Genomic DNA, 17,011 nt, shown 5'->3' with positions numbered 1-17,011 from the left:
TCCTTATCTGGCAAGAGACTTAATTGATTAGTTCGCTCTAGATAAAAAACAATTGACAAAAATCGCTAAATGCCTTTCTATATAAGGGTTCCATCCCTTATAATCCCCGTCCATTGCATAACACAAACCGAAGAGCCATAATTTCAGCTATCACCACTACAATAAAATCACTACCATCAGGATTTACTCTCGGAAAATTTCAATTGCCTGACTACAGTTCTAAAGCTTCGTAGATGTATAATTTGTTCAAAAAACCGACGGTGCTGAAGTGATAACTAGGTAAAGGGGGAGGGAACCATAATTCCGTTTGATAAACGCTGAAAATGACAAAATTCTTTCTAGTGGTGTGAGTGGCGATCGCTTCTTGTAAAAAAGGATGACCCGTATCCACCAACATTTTACAGTAACCCCGTAAGAGAGCTTGCACCTCGAGGGAAGCTTGCGCCCGAGCGCAGACATTATCCTTAAGATAGCTAGTTAACCTCTGGGAAGCGTATTGTTCGTAATCTTGACGATTGGGGTTAGTTGTCAGCAATATCCCCGCAATTCCCCCTAAAACCACTCCTAACACTATTCCCCCTAACCGCGCCAATTTCATAAGCTCTCAAATCATCACTCACTTACCCTAACCATAGCCTGAATTAGGATAAAAAACCTCTTGTCAACCATTCGTCTTGTGCTATACTCGAAAAGGTGTACGGCGAGCGTAGCCAAGTGGTTAAGGCAGTGGATTGTGGTTCCACCACTCGGGGGTTCAAGTCCCCTCGTTCGCCCTCTTTTCAAGGCTCGTTGATAATTAGGCTTTGAGGGGGTTGATTGGCACTTACCCACTCAAATCCCCAATCAATTCGTTAACCTCAAAATAGTCTTTATGTACTGATAAATTTCGGTGAGAACGGTCAATGTGTTGGCTAGACTGTATTTGAGACAATTGAGCAAATTCTCGCTTCCAGAAAGGAGCGAACGGTGAGTAATTAGGGTTGGCTGAATAAATCTGAAAACCTTGTTGGGTAACACTTTTAGATCTTTTGTCAATCAAAAAGTACCGGATCTGGGAGTGATCGGGGCAAAATCCCTGGACTTTTTCCCTGAAAATTAGGTAATTGAACCCCTGAAAATGGGTAAAACCCCACACCCCACACCCCACACCCCGCACCCTGTCCCCACGAAAAACTTTTTGCCGCAAACCCTACTTACCGGTTAAGACGGCACTGGCGAAGCGGAGTAGCGATAACGTGATAGTTTAGATCCGATCGGTAATGTGATATTGGGACAATAATGACCAAAGTAAATCCGAAGTTAATTATTCATGGGGGAGCGAGTTCCCTAGAGGACAAAGGTGGTTTAGAATCAGTCCGCGATTCTCTCCGGGGGATTGTTAAGAATATTTACAACCTCCTTGACAATGGTGCTAGTGCTGTGGAGGCGGTGACGAAAGGATGTATGTTACTGGAGGATGAACCGCGATTTAATGCCGGGACCGGTTCGGTGGTGCAATCGGACGGTCAGGTGCGAATGAGTGCAGCCTTGATGGATGGTCGTCACCAGCGTTTAAGCGGTGTCATTAACGTCTCGCGGGTACAGAATCCCATTAGCCTGGCTCAATTTCTCCAAAGTCAAGAGGATCGCATTCTCTCGGAAATTGGAGCTGCAGATCTGGCCCGAGAATTACAAATTCCCCTCTATGATCCCCTCACCGATTATCGGATTCAAGAATGGATGGAGGAAAGAAAGACGAATTTTAACCGTAAAATGGCCCGTTTATTCGCCGATTCGTCAGCGCAACGGGGAACTATCGGGGTAGTGGCTCTTGATCAGCAAGGAGACATCGCCGCCGGAACTTCTACCGGAGGGAAGGGATTAGAAAGAATCGGTCGCGTTAGTGACAGTGCCATGCCGGCCGGCAATTATGCGAATCCATGGGCGGGAGTAAGCTGTACGGGGGTCGGGGAAGATATTATCGATGAGTGTTTAGCCGCTAAGGTGGTTATTCGCGTCACCGATGGTTTTTCCCTCGCCGCTGCCGTGGAGAAATCTATGCGCGAATCCCAAACTAATGGTCGGGACCTGGGCATGATTTCCCTTGATCGTCAGGGGAATATTGTTTGGGGGAAAACGGCGGAAATTCTCTTGGCTGCCTATCATGACGGTCAGGCGATCGGTGATACCCTAGAATGGCACGGTGAAAATGTGGGTTTAATCGGTCATGTCGCCGTCGGATAGTGGAACAAACTGCGATCGAGCCTAGTCTTTTCGGTTAATCTGTACAAGATACTTCTTCTCGAAAATCTCCGTGTGGCAATACATTATTCCTATTTTTGACCCCGATGTGAAAAACTGGTCAGCCGAAGCGCGATTATTGCGCTGGATGACTTTTTTGTGGCTGTTAGTCGGGTTAGTGGTGCTTTTTTCCGCTTCCTACGCTCTGGCTGACAGTCGCTTTGATAACGGACTATACTATTTTATCCGCCAATTAATCTGGCTTTGGATTGGCTTAATTGGCTTTAATTTCCTGGTGCGATTGCCGATCGAGAAACTCCTCAAAATCGCACCCTGGATGATTTTATTAGTTTTAGGATTAATTTTGATCACTCTTATCCCCGGTTTGGGAACTAATATCAACGGTGCCACCCGTTGGATTAAAATCGGGCCGATTCTCTTGCAACCGTCGGAATTTATGAAACCGTTTCTCGTCCTGCAAGGGGCGGCGGTTTTCGGTGGTTGGCCGCGTTTAAATGTCAATCAACGGTTAACTTGGATCGCTATTTTTGGGCTAATTCTAGCGGGCATCCTCTTACAACCTAACTTGAGTACCACTGCTCTGTGTGGTATAACTCTCTGGCTGATCGCTCTTGCCTCCGGTCTGCCTTTATCCTACATGACCAGCACCGCTCTACTGGGTGTAACTATGGCCGTGGTTAGTGTTACTTTCCGCGAATACCAGAGAAAACGGATTTTGTCTTTCTTAAACCCCTGGCAGGATCCCCGGGGTGATGGTTATCAATTAGTGCAGAGTTTACTGGCGATCGGTTCTGGCGGAACCACCGGCAGCGGTTACGGTTTATCCCAACAAAAATTATTTTATCTACCCTTCCCAGATACGGATTTTATTTTCGCTGTCTTTGGCGAGGAATTTGGTTTTATTGGCGGTATTTTACTGTTAATCATGCTATTTCTCTACGCTACTCTCGCCCTGATCGTGGCGGTTAAATGTCGTCATCGCATCAAAAAATTAGTGGCGATCGGGGCGATGGTAATTTTAATCGGTCAATCCCTGTTAAATATCGGTGTGGCCACTGGTTCTTTACCCACTACCGGCTTACCTTTCCCTCTCTTTAGTTATGGCGGCAGTTCCAGTTTAGCCAGTCTCTTTTTAGCCGCCCTCTTAATCCGCGTGGCTAGGGAAGAAAATGACCCCGATCCGGTTTCCACCATTAAAAAAAGTCCTCAGAAAATTGTCTCGGTTTTCAGTCATCAGTGATGGATTGGGAATTATGAATTATGAAGTGGGGAAGTGGGGAAGCTGTCTCATCACCCTATCACCCCAAAACCCCCCGCAACGCGCAAGCAGTGACCCCCCTATCTCCTGATTCCTGACTCCTCACCCAATGTTCGACAAAGATAAGTAAAAATTATTGATTGACTCCAAAAACTTGAGAATATTTAAATTAACATTCCGCAATATTTACAAATTCTTAAGAATTAATTGAGAAAGATTTTTATTTAACAACGATGTTACAATGGTGACAGCGATTTGATAGAATTTCATAATCGGTTATTCTGTGCTTTTTTGGGTAGCAATGGTTGAAACCCTTGCCACACCTACAGGGTGATCCTAATTAAGACGGGTAAATCAGTCAATTTCACGGGCAACGATGATCTTTTTTTTGTGTAGTTTTATTGCAAAAAAAAAGTTTTTTTGACAAAAAGCACAAAGTATGATATTAGCCCAATGGACTTCTGGCTGCGAGTAATTATTGCAGAGAAGGGAAAGGGGAAAGGGGAGAAGGGAGAGGGGAGAAGGGAGAATAAATAGGGTTTGCGGCAAAAAGTTTTTCCTGGGGGCAGGGTGTGGGGTGTCGGGTTTGACCCATTTTCAGGTGGTCAATTACCTAGGGTTTGCGGCAAAAAGTTTTTCCTGGGGGCAGGGTGTGGGGTGTGGGGTGTGGGGTGTGGGGTGTGGGGTTTTACCAGTTTTGAGGTGACCAATTACCTAATTTTCAGGGAAAAAGTACCTGAATTTTCCCCCTGATCACTCCCATGCCGGGTACTTTTTGATTGACAAAAAGTCTAAAAGTCTTACCCAACAAGGTTTTTAGATTTATTCAGCAAACCCTACCTAATTTTCAGGGAAAAAGTACCTGAATTTTCCCCCCGCTCACTCCCAGGGCCAGTACTTTTTGATTGACAAAAAGTCTAAAAGTCTTATCCAACAAGGTTTTGATACTAAATCCGTTGAGTATAAGCTACTGATGAGGACAGGCACTCATGCAAAAGGGGGAATAAATAATCAGTCTTTAATAACCGGATTTAGTATTAGATTTATTCAGCAAGCTCTAATTAAAGATTTTCTTAAGATTTCTGGCCATAGCCGCTCCCCGCTCCCATGCAGTCTCAACCAGAGTTTTAGGCTTAACCGAGCCGTATTACCCCGCACCCCAGGGGAACTGTAGCCAATTTTGTCGGCAAGGTGCGAACTAACCCCCGTTCCCCGTTCCCCGGCCAAACCCTAGAAATCATCGGGAATAATCCATTGGGTCGGTTGCGTCAGTTTTTTCAGTCTAGCGGCTTCTGCCATTTCTAACATCTTTTCCAAAGAAGTTTCGGCAATAAATTTGGCTGCTTCGGCGGCATGGGCTTGATTGGGGCATTTATCGCCTAAAATACAACCATTTAGGCAATCTACAGCACAATTTACCTGTTTTTCCATAAAAATTCTCTTTTTCTGACTAGATTTGGCCTTTATATTTTAACCCAACTTTTTTTAAGTACCTAAGCAAAATTAATTAGGGCTGGCTGAATAATGGTAAAACCCTTTTAAAATAAGGCTTTTGACCTGTTAAAATCCGATGTTAGTGCAAGAATATAGGATTGGGACATTCAAAAACTTTGCATTATTCTTCTTGTAGTACATAGACTGGTATAAAAAAAAGAAGGGCAACAAAGCCTGAAACGACCGGCCACTGACTCCTAACCCCACCAACAAACTTTTTCAGCAAACCCTAATTACCATCGAAAATGAGGTAATTGACCACCTGAAAATCGGTAAAACCCGACACCCCACACCCCACACCCCACACCCTACCCCTAGGAAAAACTTTTTGCCGCAAACCCTAGGTAAGTAATTATGCCAGTTAAGAAAGCGGCACGCTTAACCTTTCCCTAACCCATAAATTGTTATATATTTCAATTGTGTGAGGAGTGAGAAGAAAGCAAAGTCCTTGGGGTCGAAACACGGCAAGACTCCCGAGGGCTTTTCCATGTCTAGGGAACAATTGTCAGTCATGAACCAGCCTCAAGAGCGAGAACCTTTTGCCAGTTTAGTTTTATATCATCTCTTTAAATGGTCGATCGTTAGCCCAACCCTACACGGCTATTTTCGCGGTCGCGTTTACGGAGTGGAAAATGTCCCCCGGCGTCATCCTCTGATTATCGTCTGCAATCACGCCAGTTACTTCGATCCACCTCTATTATCCTGTGCTGTGCGTCGTCCCGTAGCTTATATGGCTAAAGAAGAATTATTCACCATCCCGATTTTAAAACAGGCGATCGCTCTTTACGGGGCCTATCCCGTCAAACGCAGCAGTGGTGATCGCGGGGCAATTCGGGCGGCGATGGCAGCCTTAGCAGCGGGCTGGGCAGTAGGAGTGTTTCTGGAGGGAACCCGCACCGAGGACGGATTGATCCATCAACCAAAACTAGGCGCGGCGATGATTGCCGCTAAAGCGGGAGTTCCCCTGTTACCCGTCAGTTTGTGGGGGACAGAAAAGATTTTTCAAAAAGGTTCTTCTTTTCCCCATAGTATCCCCTTAACTATTCGCATCGGCGAAGTGCTGCCGCCACCGATTTCTAGCAAAAGAGAAGCTTTACAGACAGTTACCGAGCGCTGTGCCGAAATTATTAACGGATTACACGCCCTCGGACGCTAACTAGGGTTTGCGGCAAAAAGCTCTTCCTGGGGGCAGGGTGTGGGGTGTAGGGTGTGGGGTGTGGGGTATAGGGGGAGTGGGAATTATGAATTATGAATTATGAATTGGGGAGGTGGGGAAGTGGGGAAATTGAACTAAAACCCCAAAACCCCAAAACCCCAACCTCCAAAACCTGTCTCCTATCTCCTGAATACTGACTCCTGCCGACCGCCTGATCTCAACAAGCAATTTAAATGACCAACAGCTTATCCAACAAGGTTTTTAGATTTATTAAGCAAACCCTAAATACCCGGGCAGCTGATGGGATTTCTTTCCCCGACACTTTGAAGTGGGGAATCTAGGCTAAAATTGGCATAACTCGACCATCGCCTCGACCATGTTCTTTTTTGTCCTCGGCTTCAATCTAGGCTTAACTTTATTTAATTGCTTTCTAGTCTGGAAATTGTGGCAATTGCGGCGGATTTTAGGGCGAGTGACCAAAATTTTAAACCGGGTGGAACGACGTTTACACCACATTTTTTACCCCGCCCCCGAATATATTGTCATCGCCGGGGCGAAAACCTATTATCTCCGACAAAACTATCAACGTCTCTGCGGACAGATACAGATACTGCAATCCCTATTCTTGACCTTCTCCCTGATTATCCGTTACTGGCAGCGTCAATCCCGTCAACGCCGTCGCCTCTGGTCGCTACAATTGAGCAAAATCTCTAGCAATCAAGCAGCTGACAGCGATCGCCAGCCAAAGTAATACACAAGTACGAGTTAAATTCAAAGCCTGTTCGACGGTTTTGACGGTAATCGGGTTGAGGTTATCGCCCAATAAAGGTTTTTCCACAATCTGGCCTCGATATTGATTTTTACCCCCCAATTGCACCCCCAAAATCGCCCCATAGACGCATTCACTCCAACCAGAATTAGGACTAGGATCCCGACGGGCATCGCGCCAACAAATGCTTAAAACCCGCCCCGGCCGGCCCGAAATTAGGGCGAGAGTTAAGACCGTCAAACGACAGGGTAGCCATGTCAAAACATCCTCGCTTTTGGCACTAAACCAACCAATATGGGTGTAGGGTGGCCGACGATAGCCAATCATCGAATCGAGGGTACTAGCGGCTTTATAAGCGCAAGCGAGGGGAACTGGCCCCACACCCAGAAAAGCACCGAGAAGGGCATAAAAAAGCGGCGCGGTAACTCCATCCACACCATTTTCACTGACGGTTTCTAATAGGGCGCGGAGGATTTCTTCCCGGCCGAGATTATCTGTGTCGCGACCAACGTATAAACTTAGTTGGCAACGAGCTAAGGTGATATTTTCAGCTTGTAAAGGTGCGATGACTGTTTCGGCAGCCCTGCGTAAACTTCTACCGGCTAAACAACTAGCCAAGAGAATCATTTGTACTAGGCAACTCAGCAGCAAATTGACCTGACCTAACCATTGGATTCCTAGCCAAGTTAAGACCCCGGCCAAGATAATTAAACCTAGTCCCAGAATTATGCCCGCTAAACGTTGGCGAATTTTTTCCCGCGTCCAATTAAGGATAACTTTTGTGGCAACAGCAATAATCGCCCCCATCACCTGCACTGGATGAATCCATCCCCAAGGATCGCCCACCAGATAATCTAAAACCGCCCCTAATACTAAAATGATCGCCGTTGCCGTTTCCTTCACAATTACTCCCTTTTACCATCGATATCCCGAATTTTCTCAATATTGTCTTCCCAGTTAGCCCCATCAAAGAACTGGATCTGAAAATCGCCTAAGACATTGCCCTCCAAACAGCGCAGGTTTATATCTATAGCGTCAGGATGGGAGCGGGGACGATAGAAAGGATGAATACCACAAACACGACAAAAATAATGTTGGGCTGTGTGGGTATTAAATGTATAGGTACTTAAAAAATCTTCACCGCTTAGGAGGGTAAATTGTGCTGAAGGAACAATCAGATGCAGAAAGCCTTTTTTCTGACAAATCGAACAATTACAGTCTAGAGCTTGATCATGCTCGATCGCCACTTGAAAACGGATCGCTCCACAGTGACAACCCCCCCCATAAATCTTTGCTTGTGTTGTTGCTGTCATAACTTCTAAACTACTAAACAATAAAGCTGGTTTCCTCTCCCCTAGAGGCGATCCAGCTACGGGCATCGTAGTATAAATCGGCTAAGGTAATCTTCCCTAGGGCCTCTTTTAATTTCTCGTGTAGGTGTTTCCAGATAGTAAATGTCACCCAATCTTCTGCCTGTTCGTCCCTGGGATGATAGCCTGATAATGGCTCGATCGTCTCTCCCACTGCCTCCAAAATTTGCCCCAACGAGATCCGATTTGCCGGCCTAGCCAATTGATAACCCCCTTGCGATCCCCGAAAGGAACGAACTAACCCCGCTCGTCGCATTTCTATCAGCAATTTCTCTAGATAAGCAGCCGGGATATCTTGACGCAGGGCGATCGATTTTACCGATACGGGAGTTCCCCTCGGTTGTAAACTAAGATCCAGCAAGGCTTTAACACTATAGTGACCCCTAGTTGTTAGCTTCATTATCCCTCATTTTTACCTCTTGATCTCTATCCTACCCCGGCTCTCATTGATGAGAGAAAGGCTAACCTCCCTTACCCCGGCATCTCGATCAACATTGATAAATTCTCTTAAGATTTCGATCGAGAGATAGAGTCTAATCCATTACAATCAATTTCCCCAAGCAAGTGATAATTTTTAGTTTATACCGTGTAAGATAAGTGTAGAGATCAATCGTAACCCGATTGTTTCTGGTCAGGGGGAGCAATTCTCCTCGACTAGCCTTGATGACCCTAACCGTTACTTATCTACTGCGAACTTAAATGAACACAACTACCAATCCAGAACCCCTGACTGGCCTCGAACTAATTGAGAAAGTTAAACAGCTAGGCAACCTCAGCAAAGAGGAAAAAGCCCGGGAATGCGGCTACTATACCATGACAAAAAATGGTATTGAACGCGTTAATATGATGAAATTTCTCAATGCTCTAATCGATGCCGAGGGAATTGACTTAGATAGCAGTGCCAATGGTCACGGACGAGGTGGGCGCTCGGCCAGCTACCGGATCAGTGTCCAATCAAATAATAATCTTCTGATCGGTTCGGCCTACACCAAAAAAATGGGACTCAAACCGGGAGATGAATTTGAAATTACTTTGGGGAGAAAACATATTCATCTCAAGCAAGTTGGCGCCAGCGACGACGACGAATAGCCATAATTAAGGAGAGAGCCTTTTCACTCTCTCCTTGCTAAGTAGTCGTGCAAAATTAATTTCCTAGTCGAGACTCCGAGACAGGAGACTCCGAGACAGGAGACTCCGAGACGGGGGACTCCGAGACAGCTATCAGGGATCAGATTTGAATTTTTAGTTCACTGTTTACTGATCACAACAAAAAGCGTTTGGCTGACGGCTGACGGCTTGGATGTGTAATTAATTTTGCTTAGGTACTTATCAGATGAGATAAGCTCTTGTCTCTTGAAACTAGGTATTTTATCCTCAATCGGTCTTTAAGCATCTAGATAGGGTTGGCTGAATAAATCTAAAAACCTTGTTGGGTAAGACTTTTAGACTTTTTTGACATCCAAAAGTGCCGGGCATGGGAGTGAGCAGGGGGAAAATTCCTGGACTTTTTCCCTGAAAATTGGGTAATTGACCACCTGAAGATCGGTAAAACCCTACACCCTACACCCTACACCCCACACCTTGCCCCCAGGAAAAACTTTTTCAGCAGACCCTAACTAGGAATTCTCCGCTTCTTTGGAGACAATCCAGAAAGCGTGGATAATGCCGGGGACATAACCAATTAAAGTTAAGATGATGTTGATAACAAAGGCTAAACTCAGTCCCGTGGTCAAAAATACGGCTAAGGGCGGCAAAAAAAACGCACAAACTAGGCGAAGAAACATTGTCAGTACCTCAAAAAGACTTTAGTGAATCTTAATTCTATATTAAGCTTGCTCTCCTGAAATTTGCCATAAAATGGCAGTGATCCCAGAAAAATTAAGGAGAAATTCATGATCGGCATTCTTTTAAATATTCTTGCCACTGCCCTGAGTTTATTTGCCAAGAACTCTATCAACAAGGAGAAAAAAAGCCAAAATATACCGAGTTTTCCAAAAGACTAACTCAGACTAAAAAAACAGAATAAAGAAAGTGGTTAACTGAGGTTTCTTCTATTCCTTTACAACAGTCTTTGAGAGATTTAGAGACAGCCTATTCTAACTTTTTTGCATTTTGTCAGGCAGAAAGGAAGGGAAAAAAAGTAAAACCTCCCAAGTTTAAAAAACGTAAATCTCAACAATCGGCAAGATTTACTGACAATGGTTTTACCGTTAATCAACACCACGTTACTTTGGCAAAAATCGGTGATTTAAAAGTCGTTTGGAGCCGTCCATTACCCTCTAAACCTTCTAGCGTCACCGTGATTAAAGACGCAGCGGATCGATACTTTCTCAGTTTCGTTGTCGAGATTCGTCCTGAAACTTTGCCAGATAACAAGCAAACCGTAGGGATCGATCTAGGGATTGCTACCTTTGCGACTCTTTCAACAGGGGAAAAGTTCAACGCACCAAAACCGTTAAAGAAACGACTAAAACGGCTTAAAAAGGCACAACGAAACCTTTCTAGAAAACAGAAAGGAAGTAACCGACGGGAAAAAGCCAGAAAACAAGTGGCTAAAATCCACGCAAAGATTAAAGACACTCGCACTGATTTCTTACATAGGGTCTGCTGAAAAAGTTTTTCCTGGGGGTAGGAGTCAGTAGCCGGTCGTCAGGAGCCGGTCGTTTCGGGCTTTGTTGCCCTTGTTTTTTGTACCAAGCGATGTACTACAAGAAGGATAATGCCAGGTTTTTGAACGTCCCAATCCTATTTTCGCAGCACTAACATCGGATTTTAACAGGTCAAAAGCCTTATTTTAAAAGGGTTTTACCATTATTCAGCAAGCCCTAATTACCCTCTTGGGATGTGATGATTCTGCCTTGAAAATAAATGGTACTTTATTTTTTTGCCAGTTCCTTACTGCGACCGACGATCGCCCAGAGATAGCTAATTGCTAAGGCCAAAAACGCGAGGGAAATACTTTCTTTGACGATAAAAATACCCAGACCGATCAGCACACAGGGAACGAAGGTACTTCCCTGACTGGTTAGAATAGTGGCGATGGTCGGCACGCTGGTCAACCCGTAGGCGAACGCACACCAAACCCCCACCAGAATCAAAAACACGCTGACGATAACGATCAGACTTGTTACGCTACTACTGGCGAAAAGGGGAACGTAAATGCCGATATTATCGCTGCCGTTGGCGACGGTCAACGCAGCCACGCTATAGGTGCGCGGGTCAAACCAACGACCGAAGGGGGAATGTTTCGCACCCTCTAGGTTGACTTCGACATTCTCCGGCTCTTCCTCCTTCTCCTCTTCTTTGAGAAGGGAAAAGATGCCGAGAATCACAGGAACGAGGCCTAGATAGCGAATCCATTGAGTAGGGATGAGAAAACACCCGAAAAACCCCGCTAAACTGGCAATAACAAGCAGACTAAAGCCGATATACTGACCGATCACGATATCGCGATGACGGAAGAGTTTTCCCGTTTGGCTGAAGAGAATCGTCAGGATCAATATATCGTCGAGGTTGGTGGCGACGAATGCCGCTACACCAGTGGATATCGCGATCACAATCTCGATCATGGTTTTTTCCTTAAGATGGCCGTCGGGTTCGTCCGTTCTTTATACCTTCACCGTGACAGGGGAAACCGAAATATTCGGCGTTCGGCTTTTCCTTCAAAGGTTCTGGAACGGGAGAATTTTACTACCTATCCCGATCGAGAAACTGTATTTCGCACGACCGATCGCCCTAGGCCGCTGCGGGATGGAAAAAGAAAGCGAGGGCGATCACCGCGTAGGTCGCGACGAGTAATATACCCTCTAGCCAGTTCGAGCGACCGTCGTTACTGATCGAGTTAGTCAGCCACACCGCGACGGCGACGGCGACCAATTCAAACGGATCAAAATCGAGAGCCATCGGCTGACCGAGGAAATAACCCGCGATTACGAGAACCGGCGCGACAAAAAGTGCGATTTGCAGACTCGAACCCACCGTCACGGAAACCGCCAGATCCATTTTGTCTTTTAAGGCGACCCTAACCGCGGTGGCGTGTTCGGCCGCGTTGCCGATAATTGGCAGCAGGATCACCCCCGTGAAAAGGGTCGTTAATCCTAATTTATGCGTGGCTTCCTCTAGGGTATTAACTAACAATTCCGATTCGACCGCCACACCGAGCGTCACGAGCAGTAATATCCCCACCCAGAGCCAGAGATTCGGCTTTTTTACGCTTACCGCTTCCCCCGACTCTTGATCGAGATCTGCGTCCCCCACCTCGTAAAGATAGGTATGGGTCTTCATCGAAAACAGCAGACTCAGGCAATACACAAAAATTAATACCGCCGCCACCGTTACCGAGAGACGCTGTAGGACGCTCTCCTCGATTGCGGCGGAGGTGTATTGAACGGTCGTGGGTAGGAGGATCGCTGCCACGGCGAGATTCATCGACGAGGAATTTAAACGGGCGGTCACGGGCTGGAATTTCTGTTCTTTATAGCGTAAGCCGCCGAAAAACATCGACAAGCCCGTTACCAGCAGCAGATTCCCGATAATTGAACCAGTAATCGTCGCTTTCACCACCTCGATCAAACCTTCTTCGAGGGCGGCGTAGGCGAGAATTAATTCGGTAGCGTTGCCGAAGGTGGCGTTCAATAAACCGCCGAGATTGGGACCGACCACGACGGCGATTTCCTCGGTCGCTTTTCCCATGTAAGCGGCCAGGGGAACAATCGCTAGACAGGCACTCAGGAAAACGATCGTCACGTCCCAACGCAGGAAATTCCAGGCGATCGAGATCGGGACAAAAACCAACAAAATGGCGAAAATCCAGTTTTTTATATTCATACCAAGGGGTGTTTCGGGATTAAACCGCGCACGGTTTTGAAAAAGAGACTATCAGCCTTCTTTACTGTTTCGATTACCCGAATCGCCCGCTAATATACTCGCGGGCCTCGTCGGTTTGCGGATTACCGAACATAACTTCCGTGGGGCTGAATTCGACTAATTTCCCCCGGCGTTTCCCGGACCGATCGGTTTCGGTGTTAAAAAACGCCGTCCAGTCGGCGATCCGCGATGCCTGCTGCATATTGTGGGTGACGGTGACGATCGTGTAACTTTCCTTCAGTTGTAGGCACAATTCCTCCACCTGACGGGTAGAGATGGGATCGAGGGCCGAACAGGGTTCATCCATCAATAAAACATCTGGCTTCATAGCGGTCGCAACGCGCTCGCTACGCGAGATCGCACGGGCGATACAGAGACGCTGTTGTTGTCCCCCCGATAGTGCCGTTCCTTTTTCTTTCAGTTTGTCCTTTACTTCCTCCCAGATCGCCGCCTGCCGCAGGGAATACTCGACCAATTCCTCAAGATTTCCCTGATAACCGTTGGTTCGGGGTGCGTAGGCGATATTCTCGTAAATGCTCTTGGGAAAAGGGTTCGGACGTTGGAAAACCATGCCCACCTGTCGCCGTAACTTGACTGCGTTGACCTGCGAATCGTAAATATTCTGATTTCGGTAGAGTAATTTTCCCTCCACCTTGGCGCCGGGGATCAGATCGTTCATTCGGTTAAAGCAGCGCAAGAGGGTACTTTTCCCGCAACCGGACGGCCCGATAAAGGCGATGATTTTTCGTGCGGGAATTTTAATATGAACGTCCAGAAGAGCGAGAAACCCGTTATAAAAAACTTTGACTCCTTCTGCGTCGAAAACACTGTGATCTGGGTTAAGGTGGGTAGTCATGGCAAAAATTCTCCTGATCGTTTATTAAAGATCGATGGTTTTTTTAGAGGGGAGGGTTTGCAAACCCTCCCGTACTGGAGAAGTGGGGAGTGCAGGAGTAGGGAAGGTTATGTATCTACCCCCTTGCCCGCTGCCTTCCCTAATTCAGTGTCGAATAACGTTGACGTAGATAGATGGCGATGGCGTTGAGGGCGAGAATTAACAGGATCAGAACGATAATCGCGGCCGCCGCCGCATTGGCAAAACCGGGTTCGGGACGGGTGATATAGCTGAAAATTTGAATCGGTAGTGCCATAAAGCGTTGGAATAAACCAGGATCGAAAGTGAGGAAACTAACCGCGCCGACGACCATTAAGGAAGCCGCGTCCCCGATCGCCCGCGACACGGAGATAATCACCCCCGTGAGAATCCCCGGCACCGCGTAGGGTAAAACATGGTGTTGGATCGTCTGCCATTTGGTACTGCCTAGACCGTAGGAGGCTTGGCGTAGGGAATCGGGAACCGCCCGGATCGCCTCCCGCGCCGTGACGATAATCACCGGCAGCGAGAGAAGCGCAAGGGTTAACGCGCCGGAAATCAGCGTCGGGCCAAAATTGAGCAGATAGTTAAAAACCGCTAATCCTAATAAGCCGTAGACGATCGAGGGAACCCCGGCCAGATTGCCGATATTCACCTCGATCAGTGCCGTCCACCAAGTTTTCGGGGCGTATTCCTCTAGATACAAAGCCGACCCGACCCCGATCGGGACCGCCACGAGAAGCACGATAATTCCCAGATAGAAACTACCGATGATCGCCGGACGGATACCGCCCCTTTCCGGGAAACGGGAAGGCGTTTCCGTGAGGAATCCGGGGGTTAAGAGTCGTCCGAGTCCATCGTGGGCGATATTCAACACCAACAGCGCCAGAACGAACAAACCGATCAGTAAACCGAAGAGGAAAAGATACTCGCAGAATTTGCCGATCGCCTCGCGGCGTTCGAGATGGTCGATAAATTCAACGGTATCGGATTTGACAGAGGATTTAACCATGGGAAATCAATCGTATTTTTCTTTAAAACGGTGGGATATCCAGTAACTGGCTAGATTCAGCACCAGCGTGATCAGAAAAAGCACCGCGCCGACCGCGTAGAGGGTTTTAAAACTGAGACTGCCCCGGGGCGCATCTCCCCCGGAAATCTCGGCCATAAAAGCGGTCATCGTGGCGATCGACTCGAAGGGATTGAGGGTAAGCCGGGGTTGCGAGCCGGCGGCGATCAACACCGTCATCGTTTCCCCCACCGCCCGCGACATTCCCAGAATAATCGAGGCCATGATCCCGGAGAGGGCGGCGGGGAGAACCACTTTAAAAATCGTTTCCAGCTTGGTAATTCCTAGGGCGTAGGAACCCTCGCGCAGGGAACGGGGAACCGCTCGGATCGCGTCTAAACTAATCGATCCCACCGTGGGAGTGATCATGATTCCCATCATTAACCCGGCGCTGAGGGCGTTAAAAATCTCGACGGGGAAAAGATTCCGCAAAGTGGGCGTGACCACCAGTAGGGCGAAGTACCCGTACACCACCGTGGGAATCCCGGCGAGAAGTTCCACCGCAGGGCGTAAAATCGCCGCTAGGTTCGGTTTTGCGTATTCGGCGAGGTAGATCGCGGAAGATAGGCCTAAAGGAACCGCGACGGACATAGCGATGGCCGTGGTTAAAAATGTCCCGTTAATCAGCGGCCAGATGCCGAAATGAGGGGTGGCGAACAGTGGAGTCCAACGGGTATCGAGAAAGAATTGGGCGAAAGATACCTCTTGAAAAAATCCCCAGGTTTCACTAAAAATAATCGCCACGATGCCGATTGTCGTCGCCACGGAAACGAAAGCGCAAGCGAAGAGAATCAGCGCGATTATCTTCTCTTGAATATCGTCGCCGGGGCGCTTGAGGAGCGAATTATCTGCCGGCAAAAAAGAATTATCGAAAGAACTCGGGGTTAAGGTCATGGTTTGACAAAATTCCTTTTTTAGATAAAGTTCGTGATCGGTTCTCCCGGTTTAGCTTTGCCGAATTTCGATCCCGTTTCCCTGCGCTCGAATTTCCGCAGGGTTTTGACGTAGGCCTCATCAGGTAAAGCGACGTAACCCACGCCATCGACCCATTTCCAGGAATTTTCTAAATAGAAGCGCACGAATGTTTCCAGGGATGGATTCGTTTTTAAATTATTCTTGTTGACGTAGATAAACAGGGGACGGGAAAGGGGATTATAGACATTGCGGAGAACGTTATCGATGGGGACCGGTTTGACGCATTTTCCTTCATTATTTTCGATCGCCACCAAGTTCAATCGATCTTGGTTCTGCATATAGAAAGAGATGCCTAAATAGGCAAGCGCGGATGGATTGCCGATCACCCCCTGCACGAGCGCGTTTTGATTGCGGTTCGGGGTGAAATCGGTACGGCTATTTCTCCGTTTTCCCGTAATCGCTTGGGTGAAATAATCGAAGGTTCCCGTATCGGAAGGCGGGGCGAAAAGTAATAATCTCTCGTCGGGAAATTTGGGATTAATCTGTTTCCAACTGGTAATCCTACCCTCCGCTTTCGTGTTCCACATTTGATCGAGTTCTTTAATCGTTAAACACTTGGCGAATTGATTTTTTTTATTGACGATCACCGCCAATCCGTCGATCGCCATCGGTAATTCCAGAAATTCCACGCCGTTTTCCCGACATTTCTCGATCTCTTCTTTCCGGATCACCCGCGATGCCCCGGCAATGTCGAGATTTCCAGCGCAGAACTTACTAAAACCGCCCCCGGTTCCACTGGTGGCGACGCTTACCCGCGCTTCGGGATGGATTCTCTGATATTCTTCGGCAACGGCGAGGGAGAGGGCGAAACCCACCGCACCACCGTCGATCGAGACTGGTGGTTGTTTCTCGGCCGAGTCGGCCGGGCGACCGCAACCGGCGATCAAATTACTCGCAATCAGAAGGGAGATTAGGAAAAAATAATGAGAGAATTTCATA

At 47.3% G+C, this 17,011-nt stretch carries 17 protein-coding genes, 1 tRNA gene and 1 pseudogene; 7 read left to right on the top strand and 12 right to left on the bottom strand.

Annotated elements, in window-relative coordinates; genetic code table 11:
* Positions 1-211: 211 nt before the first annotated feature.
* Positions 212-598: a DUF4359 domain-containing protein gene (locus O9290_RS23360; RefSeq protein ID WP_002757343.1), complete on the bottom strand. Its 387-nt coding sequence runs from the start codon at positions 596-598 to the stop codon at positions 212-214.
* 102 nt (positions 599-700) lie between these two features.
* Between O9290_RS23360 and O9290_RS23355 the strand changes: the two genes are divergently transcribed.
* The 3 genes from O9290_RS23355 (at position 701) to O9290_RS23345 (ending at position 3,481) form a co-directional block, all read left to right on the top strand.
* Positions 701-773 (top strand) — tRNA-His (locus O9290_RS23355).
* Positions 774-1,278: 505 nt separating this feature from the next.
* Positions 1,279-2,223 carry an isoaspartyl peptidase/L-asparaginase gene (locus O9290_RS23350; RefSeq protein ID WP_002757342.1) on the top strand — a complete coding sequence of 315 codons (945 nt, stop codon included), beginning with the start codon at positions 1,279-1,281 and terminating at the stop codon, positions 2,221-2,223.
* Between the two features lie 70 nt (positions 2,224-2,293).
* On the top strand, positions 2,294-3,481 hold the full coding sequence (locus O9290_RS23345; RefSeq protein ID WP_147070847.1) for an FtsW/RodA/SpoVE family cell cycle protein: 1,188 nt from the start codon (positions 2,294-2,296) through the stop codon (positions 3,479-3,481).
* Between the two features lie 1,248 nt (positions 3,482-4,729).
* Here the strand turns inward: O9290_RS23345 and O9290_RS23340 are convergent.
* Entirely contained in the window at positions 4,730-4,930 is a 201-nt protein-coding gene (locus O9290_RS23340) for a hypothetical protein (RefSeq protein WP_002798182.1), read from the bottom strand.
* 550 nt (positions 4,931-5,480) lie between these two features.
* Here O9290_RS23340 and O9290_RS23335 point away from each other — a divergent pair.
* Together O9290_RS23335 and O9290_RS23330 are read left to right on the top strand one after the other, a co-directional pair.
* A complete protein-coding gene (locus O9290_RS23335) occupies positions 5,481-6,149 on the top strand; it encodes a lysophospholipid acyltransferase family protein (protein ID WP_002757339.1) in 669 nt (222 codons plus the stop codon).
* A 376-nt stretch (positions 6,150-6,525) separates the two neighbouring features.
* A complete protein-coding gene (locus O9290_RS23330) occupies positions 6,526-6,900 on the top strand; it encodes a hypothetical protein (protein ID WP_002757338.1) in 375 nt (124 codons plus the stop codon).
* Here the strand turns inward: O9290_RS23330 and cbiB are convergent.
* The 3 genes from cbiB to O9290_RS23315 are packed head-to-tail and all read right to left on the bottom strand — an operon-like array spanning position 6,841 to position 8,688.
* Complete coding sequence (cbiB, locus tag O9290_RS23325) at positions 6,841-7,821, bottom strand: adenosylcobinamide-phosphate synthase CbiB (protein WP_288027111.1); 981 nt, start codon at positions 7,819-7,821, stop codon at positions 6,841-6,843. The genes O9290_RS23330 and cbiB overlap by 60 nt on opposite strands.
* A gap of 2 nt (positions 7,822-7,823) precedes the next feature.
* Positions 7,824-8,297 (bottom strand): GFA family protein, encoded by a 474-nt coding sequence (locus O9290_RS23320; RefSeq protein WP_002757336.1) that lies wholly within the window; start codon positions 8,295-8,297, stop codon positions 7,824-7,826.
* Positions 8,245-8,688, bottom strand: a complete 444-nt coding sequence (locus tag O9290_RS23315; protein ID WP_069475295.1) for an Rrf2 family transcriptional regulator — start codon at positions 8,686-8,688, stop codon at positions 8,245-8,247. The genes O9290_RS23320 and O9290_RS23315 overlap by 53 nt, the downstream gene beginning before the upstream one ends.
* A gap of 299 nt (positions 8,689-8,987) precedes the next feature.
* Here O9290_RS23315 and O9290_RS23310 point away from each other — a divergent pair, with 299 nt between their 5' ends.
* A complete protein-coding gene (locus tag O9290_RS23310) occupies positions 8,988-9,377 on the top strand; it encodes an AbrB family transcriptional regulator (protein WP_002737568.1) in 390 nt (129 codons plus the stop codon).
* 527 nt (positions 9,378-9,904) lie between these two features.
* Here the strand turns inward: O9290_RS23310 and O9290_RS23305 are convergent.
* The gene (locus tag O9290_RS23305) at positions 9,905-10,072 is read right to left on the bottom strand and encodes a YqaE/Pmp3 family membrane protein (RefSeq protein ID WP_002757335.1); all 168 of its coding nucleotides are present in this window, start codon (positions 10,070-10,072) and stop codon (positions 9,905-9,907) included.
* A gap of 155 nt (positions 10,073-10,227) precedes the next feature.
* Here O9290_RS23305 and O9290_RS23300 point away from each other — a divergent pair.
* Positions 10,228-10,893 (top strand): annotated as a pseudogene (locus O9290_RS23300) (RNA-guided endonuclease InsQ/TnpB family protein); the annotation flags it as partial.
* Positions 10,894-11,164: 271 nt separating this feature from the next.
* Here O9290_RS23300 and O9290_RS23295 read toward each other — a convergent pair.
* The 6 genes from O9290_RS23295 to O9290_RS23270 all read right to left on the bottom strand — a co-directional run bounded on the left by O9290_RS23295 (position 11,165) and on the right by O9290_RS23270 (position 17,010).
* A complete protein-coding gene (locus O9290_RS23295) occupies positions 11,165-11,857 on the bottom strand; it encodes a cadmium resistance transporter (protein ID WP_002763660.1) in 693 nt (230 codons plus the stop codon).
* 166 nt (positions 11,858-12,023) lie between these two features.
* A complete protein-coding gene (gene cax, locus O9290_RS23290; RefSeq protein ID WP_288057014.1) occupies positions 12,024-13,115 on the bottom strand; it encodes a calcium/proton exchanger in 1,092 nt (363 codons plus the stop codon).
* 73 nt (positions 13,116-13,188) lie between these two features.
* Positions 13,189-14,010 (bottom strand): phosphate ABC transporter ATP-binding protein PstB, encoded by an 822-nt coding sequence (pstB, locus tag O9290_RS23285; protein WP_288057012.1) that lies wholly within the window; start codon positions 14,008-14,010, stop codon positions 13,189-13,191.
* 139 nt (positions 14,011-14,149) lie between these two features.
* Complete coding sequence (gene pstA / locus O9290_RS23280; protein WP_002738206.1) at positions 14,150-15,040, bottom strand: phosphate ABC transporter permease PstA; 891 nt, start codon at positions 15,038-15,040, stop codon at positions 14,150-14,152.
* 6 nt (positions 15,041-15,046) lie between these two features.
* Positions 15,047-15,991, bottom strand: coding sequence for a phosphate ABC transporter permease subunit PstC (gene pstC / locus O9290_RS23275; protein ID WP_002763664.1), 945 nt, complete (start codon positions 15,989-15,991; stop codon positions 15,047-15,049).
* A 20-nt stretch (positions 15,992-16,011) separates the two neighbouring features.
* Positions 16,012-17,010 (bottom strand): PstS family phosphate ABC transporter substrate-binding protein, encoded by a 999-nt coding sequence (locus tag O9290_RS23270; protein WP_288057010.1) that lies wholly within the window; start codon positions 17,008-17,010, stop codon positions 16,012-16,014.
* Position 17,011: the final 1 nt, after the last annotated feature.

The sequence above is a fragment of the Microcystis sp. LE19-41.2A genome (assembly GCF_027530405.1).
GTDB classification, from domain to species: Bacteria; Cyanobacteriota; Cyanobacteriia; order Cyanobacteriales; family Microcystaceae; genus Microcystis; species Microcystis aeruginosa.
The sequence above is the reverse complement of the archived record's forward strand: the minus strand, read 5'-3'. Positions and strand labels throughout refer to the sequence as shown.

Excerpts from the sequence above, each read along its gene's own strand:
- O9290_RS23360 (WP_002757343.1), bottom strand. The coding sequence starts at position 598 with ATGAAATTGGCGCGGTTAGGGGGAATAGTGTTAGGAGTGGTTTTAGGG.
- O9290_RS23315 (WP_069475295.1), bottom strand. The coding sequence starts at position 8,688 with ATGAAGCTAACAACTAGGGGTCACTATAGTGTTAAAGCCTTGCTGGAT.
- O9290_RS23295 (WP_002763660.1), bottom strand. The coding sequence starts at position 11,857 with ATGATCGAGATTGTGATCGCGATATCCACTGGTGTAGCGGCATTCGTC.
- O9290_RS23330 (WP_002757338.1), top strand. The coding sequence starts at position 6,526 with ATGTTCTTTTTTGTCCTCGGCTTCAATCTAGGCTTAACTTTATTTAAT.
- pstA (WP_002738206.1), bottom strand. The coding sequence starts at position 15,040 with ATGGTTAAATCCTCTGTCAAATCCGATACCGTTGAATTTATCGACCAT.
- O9290_RS23320 (WP_002757336.1), bottom strand. The coding sequence starts at position 8,297 with ATGCCCGTAGCTGGATCGCCTCTAGGGGAGAGGAAACCAGCTTTATTG.
- O9290_RS23340 (WP_002798182.1), bottom strand. The coding sequence starts at position 4,930 with ATGGAAAAACAGGTAAATTGTGCTGTAGATTGCCTAAATGGTTGTATT.
- O9290_RS23350 (WP_002757342.1), top strand. The coding sequence starts at position 1,279 with ATGACCAAAGTAAATCCGAAGTTAATTATTCATGGGGGAGCGAGTTCC.
- cax (WP_288057014.1), bottom strand. The coding sequence starts at position 13,115 with ATGAATATAAAAAACTGGATTTTCGCCATTTTGTTGGTTTTTGTCCCG.
- O9290_RS23335 (WP_002757339.1), top strand. The coding sequence starts at position 5,481 with ATGTCTAGGGAACAATTGTCAGTCATGAACCAGCCTCAAGAGCGAGAA.
- O9290_RS23310 (WP_002737568.1), top strand. The coding sequence starts at position 8,988 with ATGAACACAACTACCAATCCAGAACCCCTGACTGGCCTCGAACTAATT.
- O9290_RS23305 (WP_002757335.1), bottom strand. The coding sequence starts at position 10,072 with ATGTTTCTTCGCCTAGTTTGTGCGTTTTTTTTGCCGCCCTTAGCCGTA.
- pstC (WP_002763664.1), bottom strand. The coding sequence starts at position 15,991 with ATGACCTTAACCCCGAGTTCTTTCGATAATTCTTTTTTGCCGGCAGAT.
- O9290_RS23270 (WP_288057010.1), bottom strand. The coding sequence starts at position 17,010 with ATGAAATTCTCTCATTATTTTTTCCTAATCTCCCTTCTGATTGCGAGT.
- pstB (WP_288057012.1), bottom strand. The coding sequence starts at position 14,010 with ATGACTACCCACCTTAACCCAGATCACAGTGTTTTCGACGCAGAAGGA.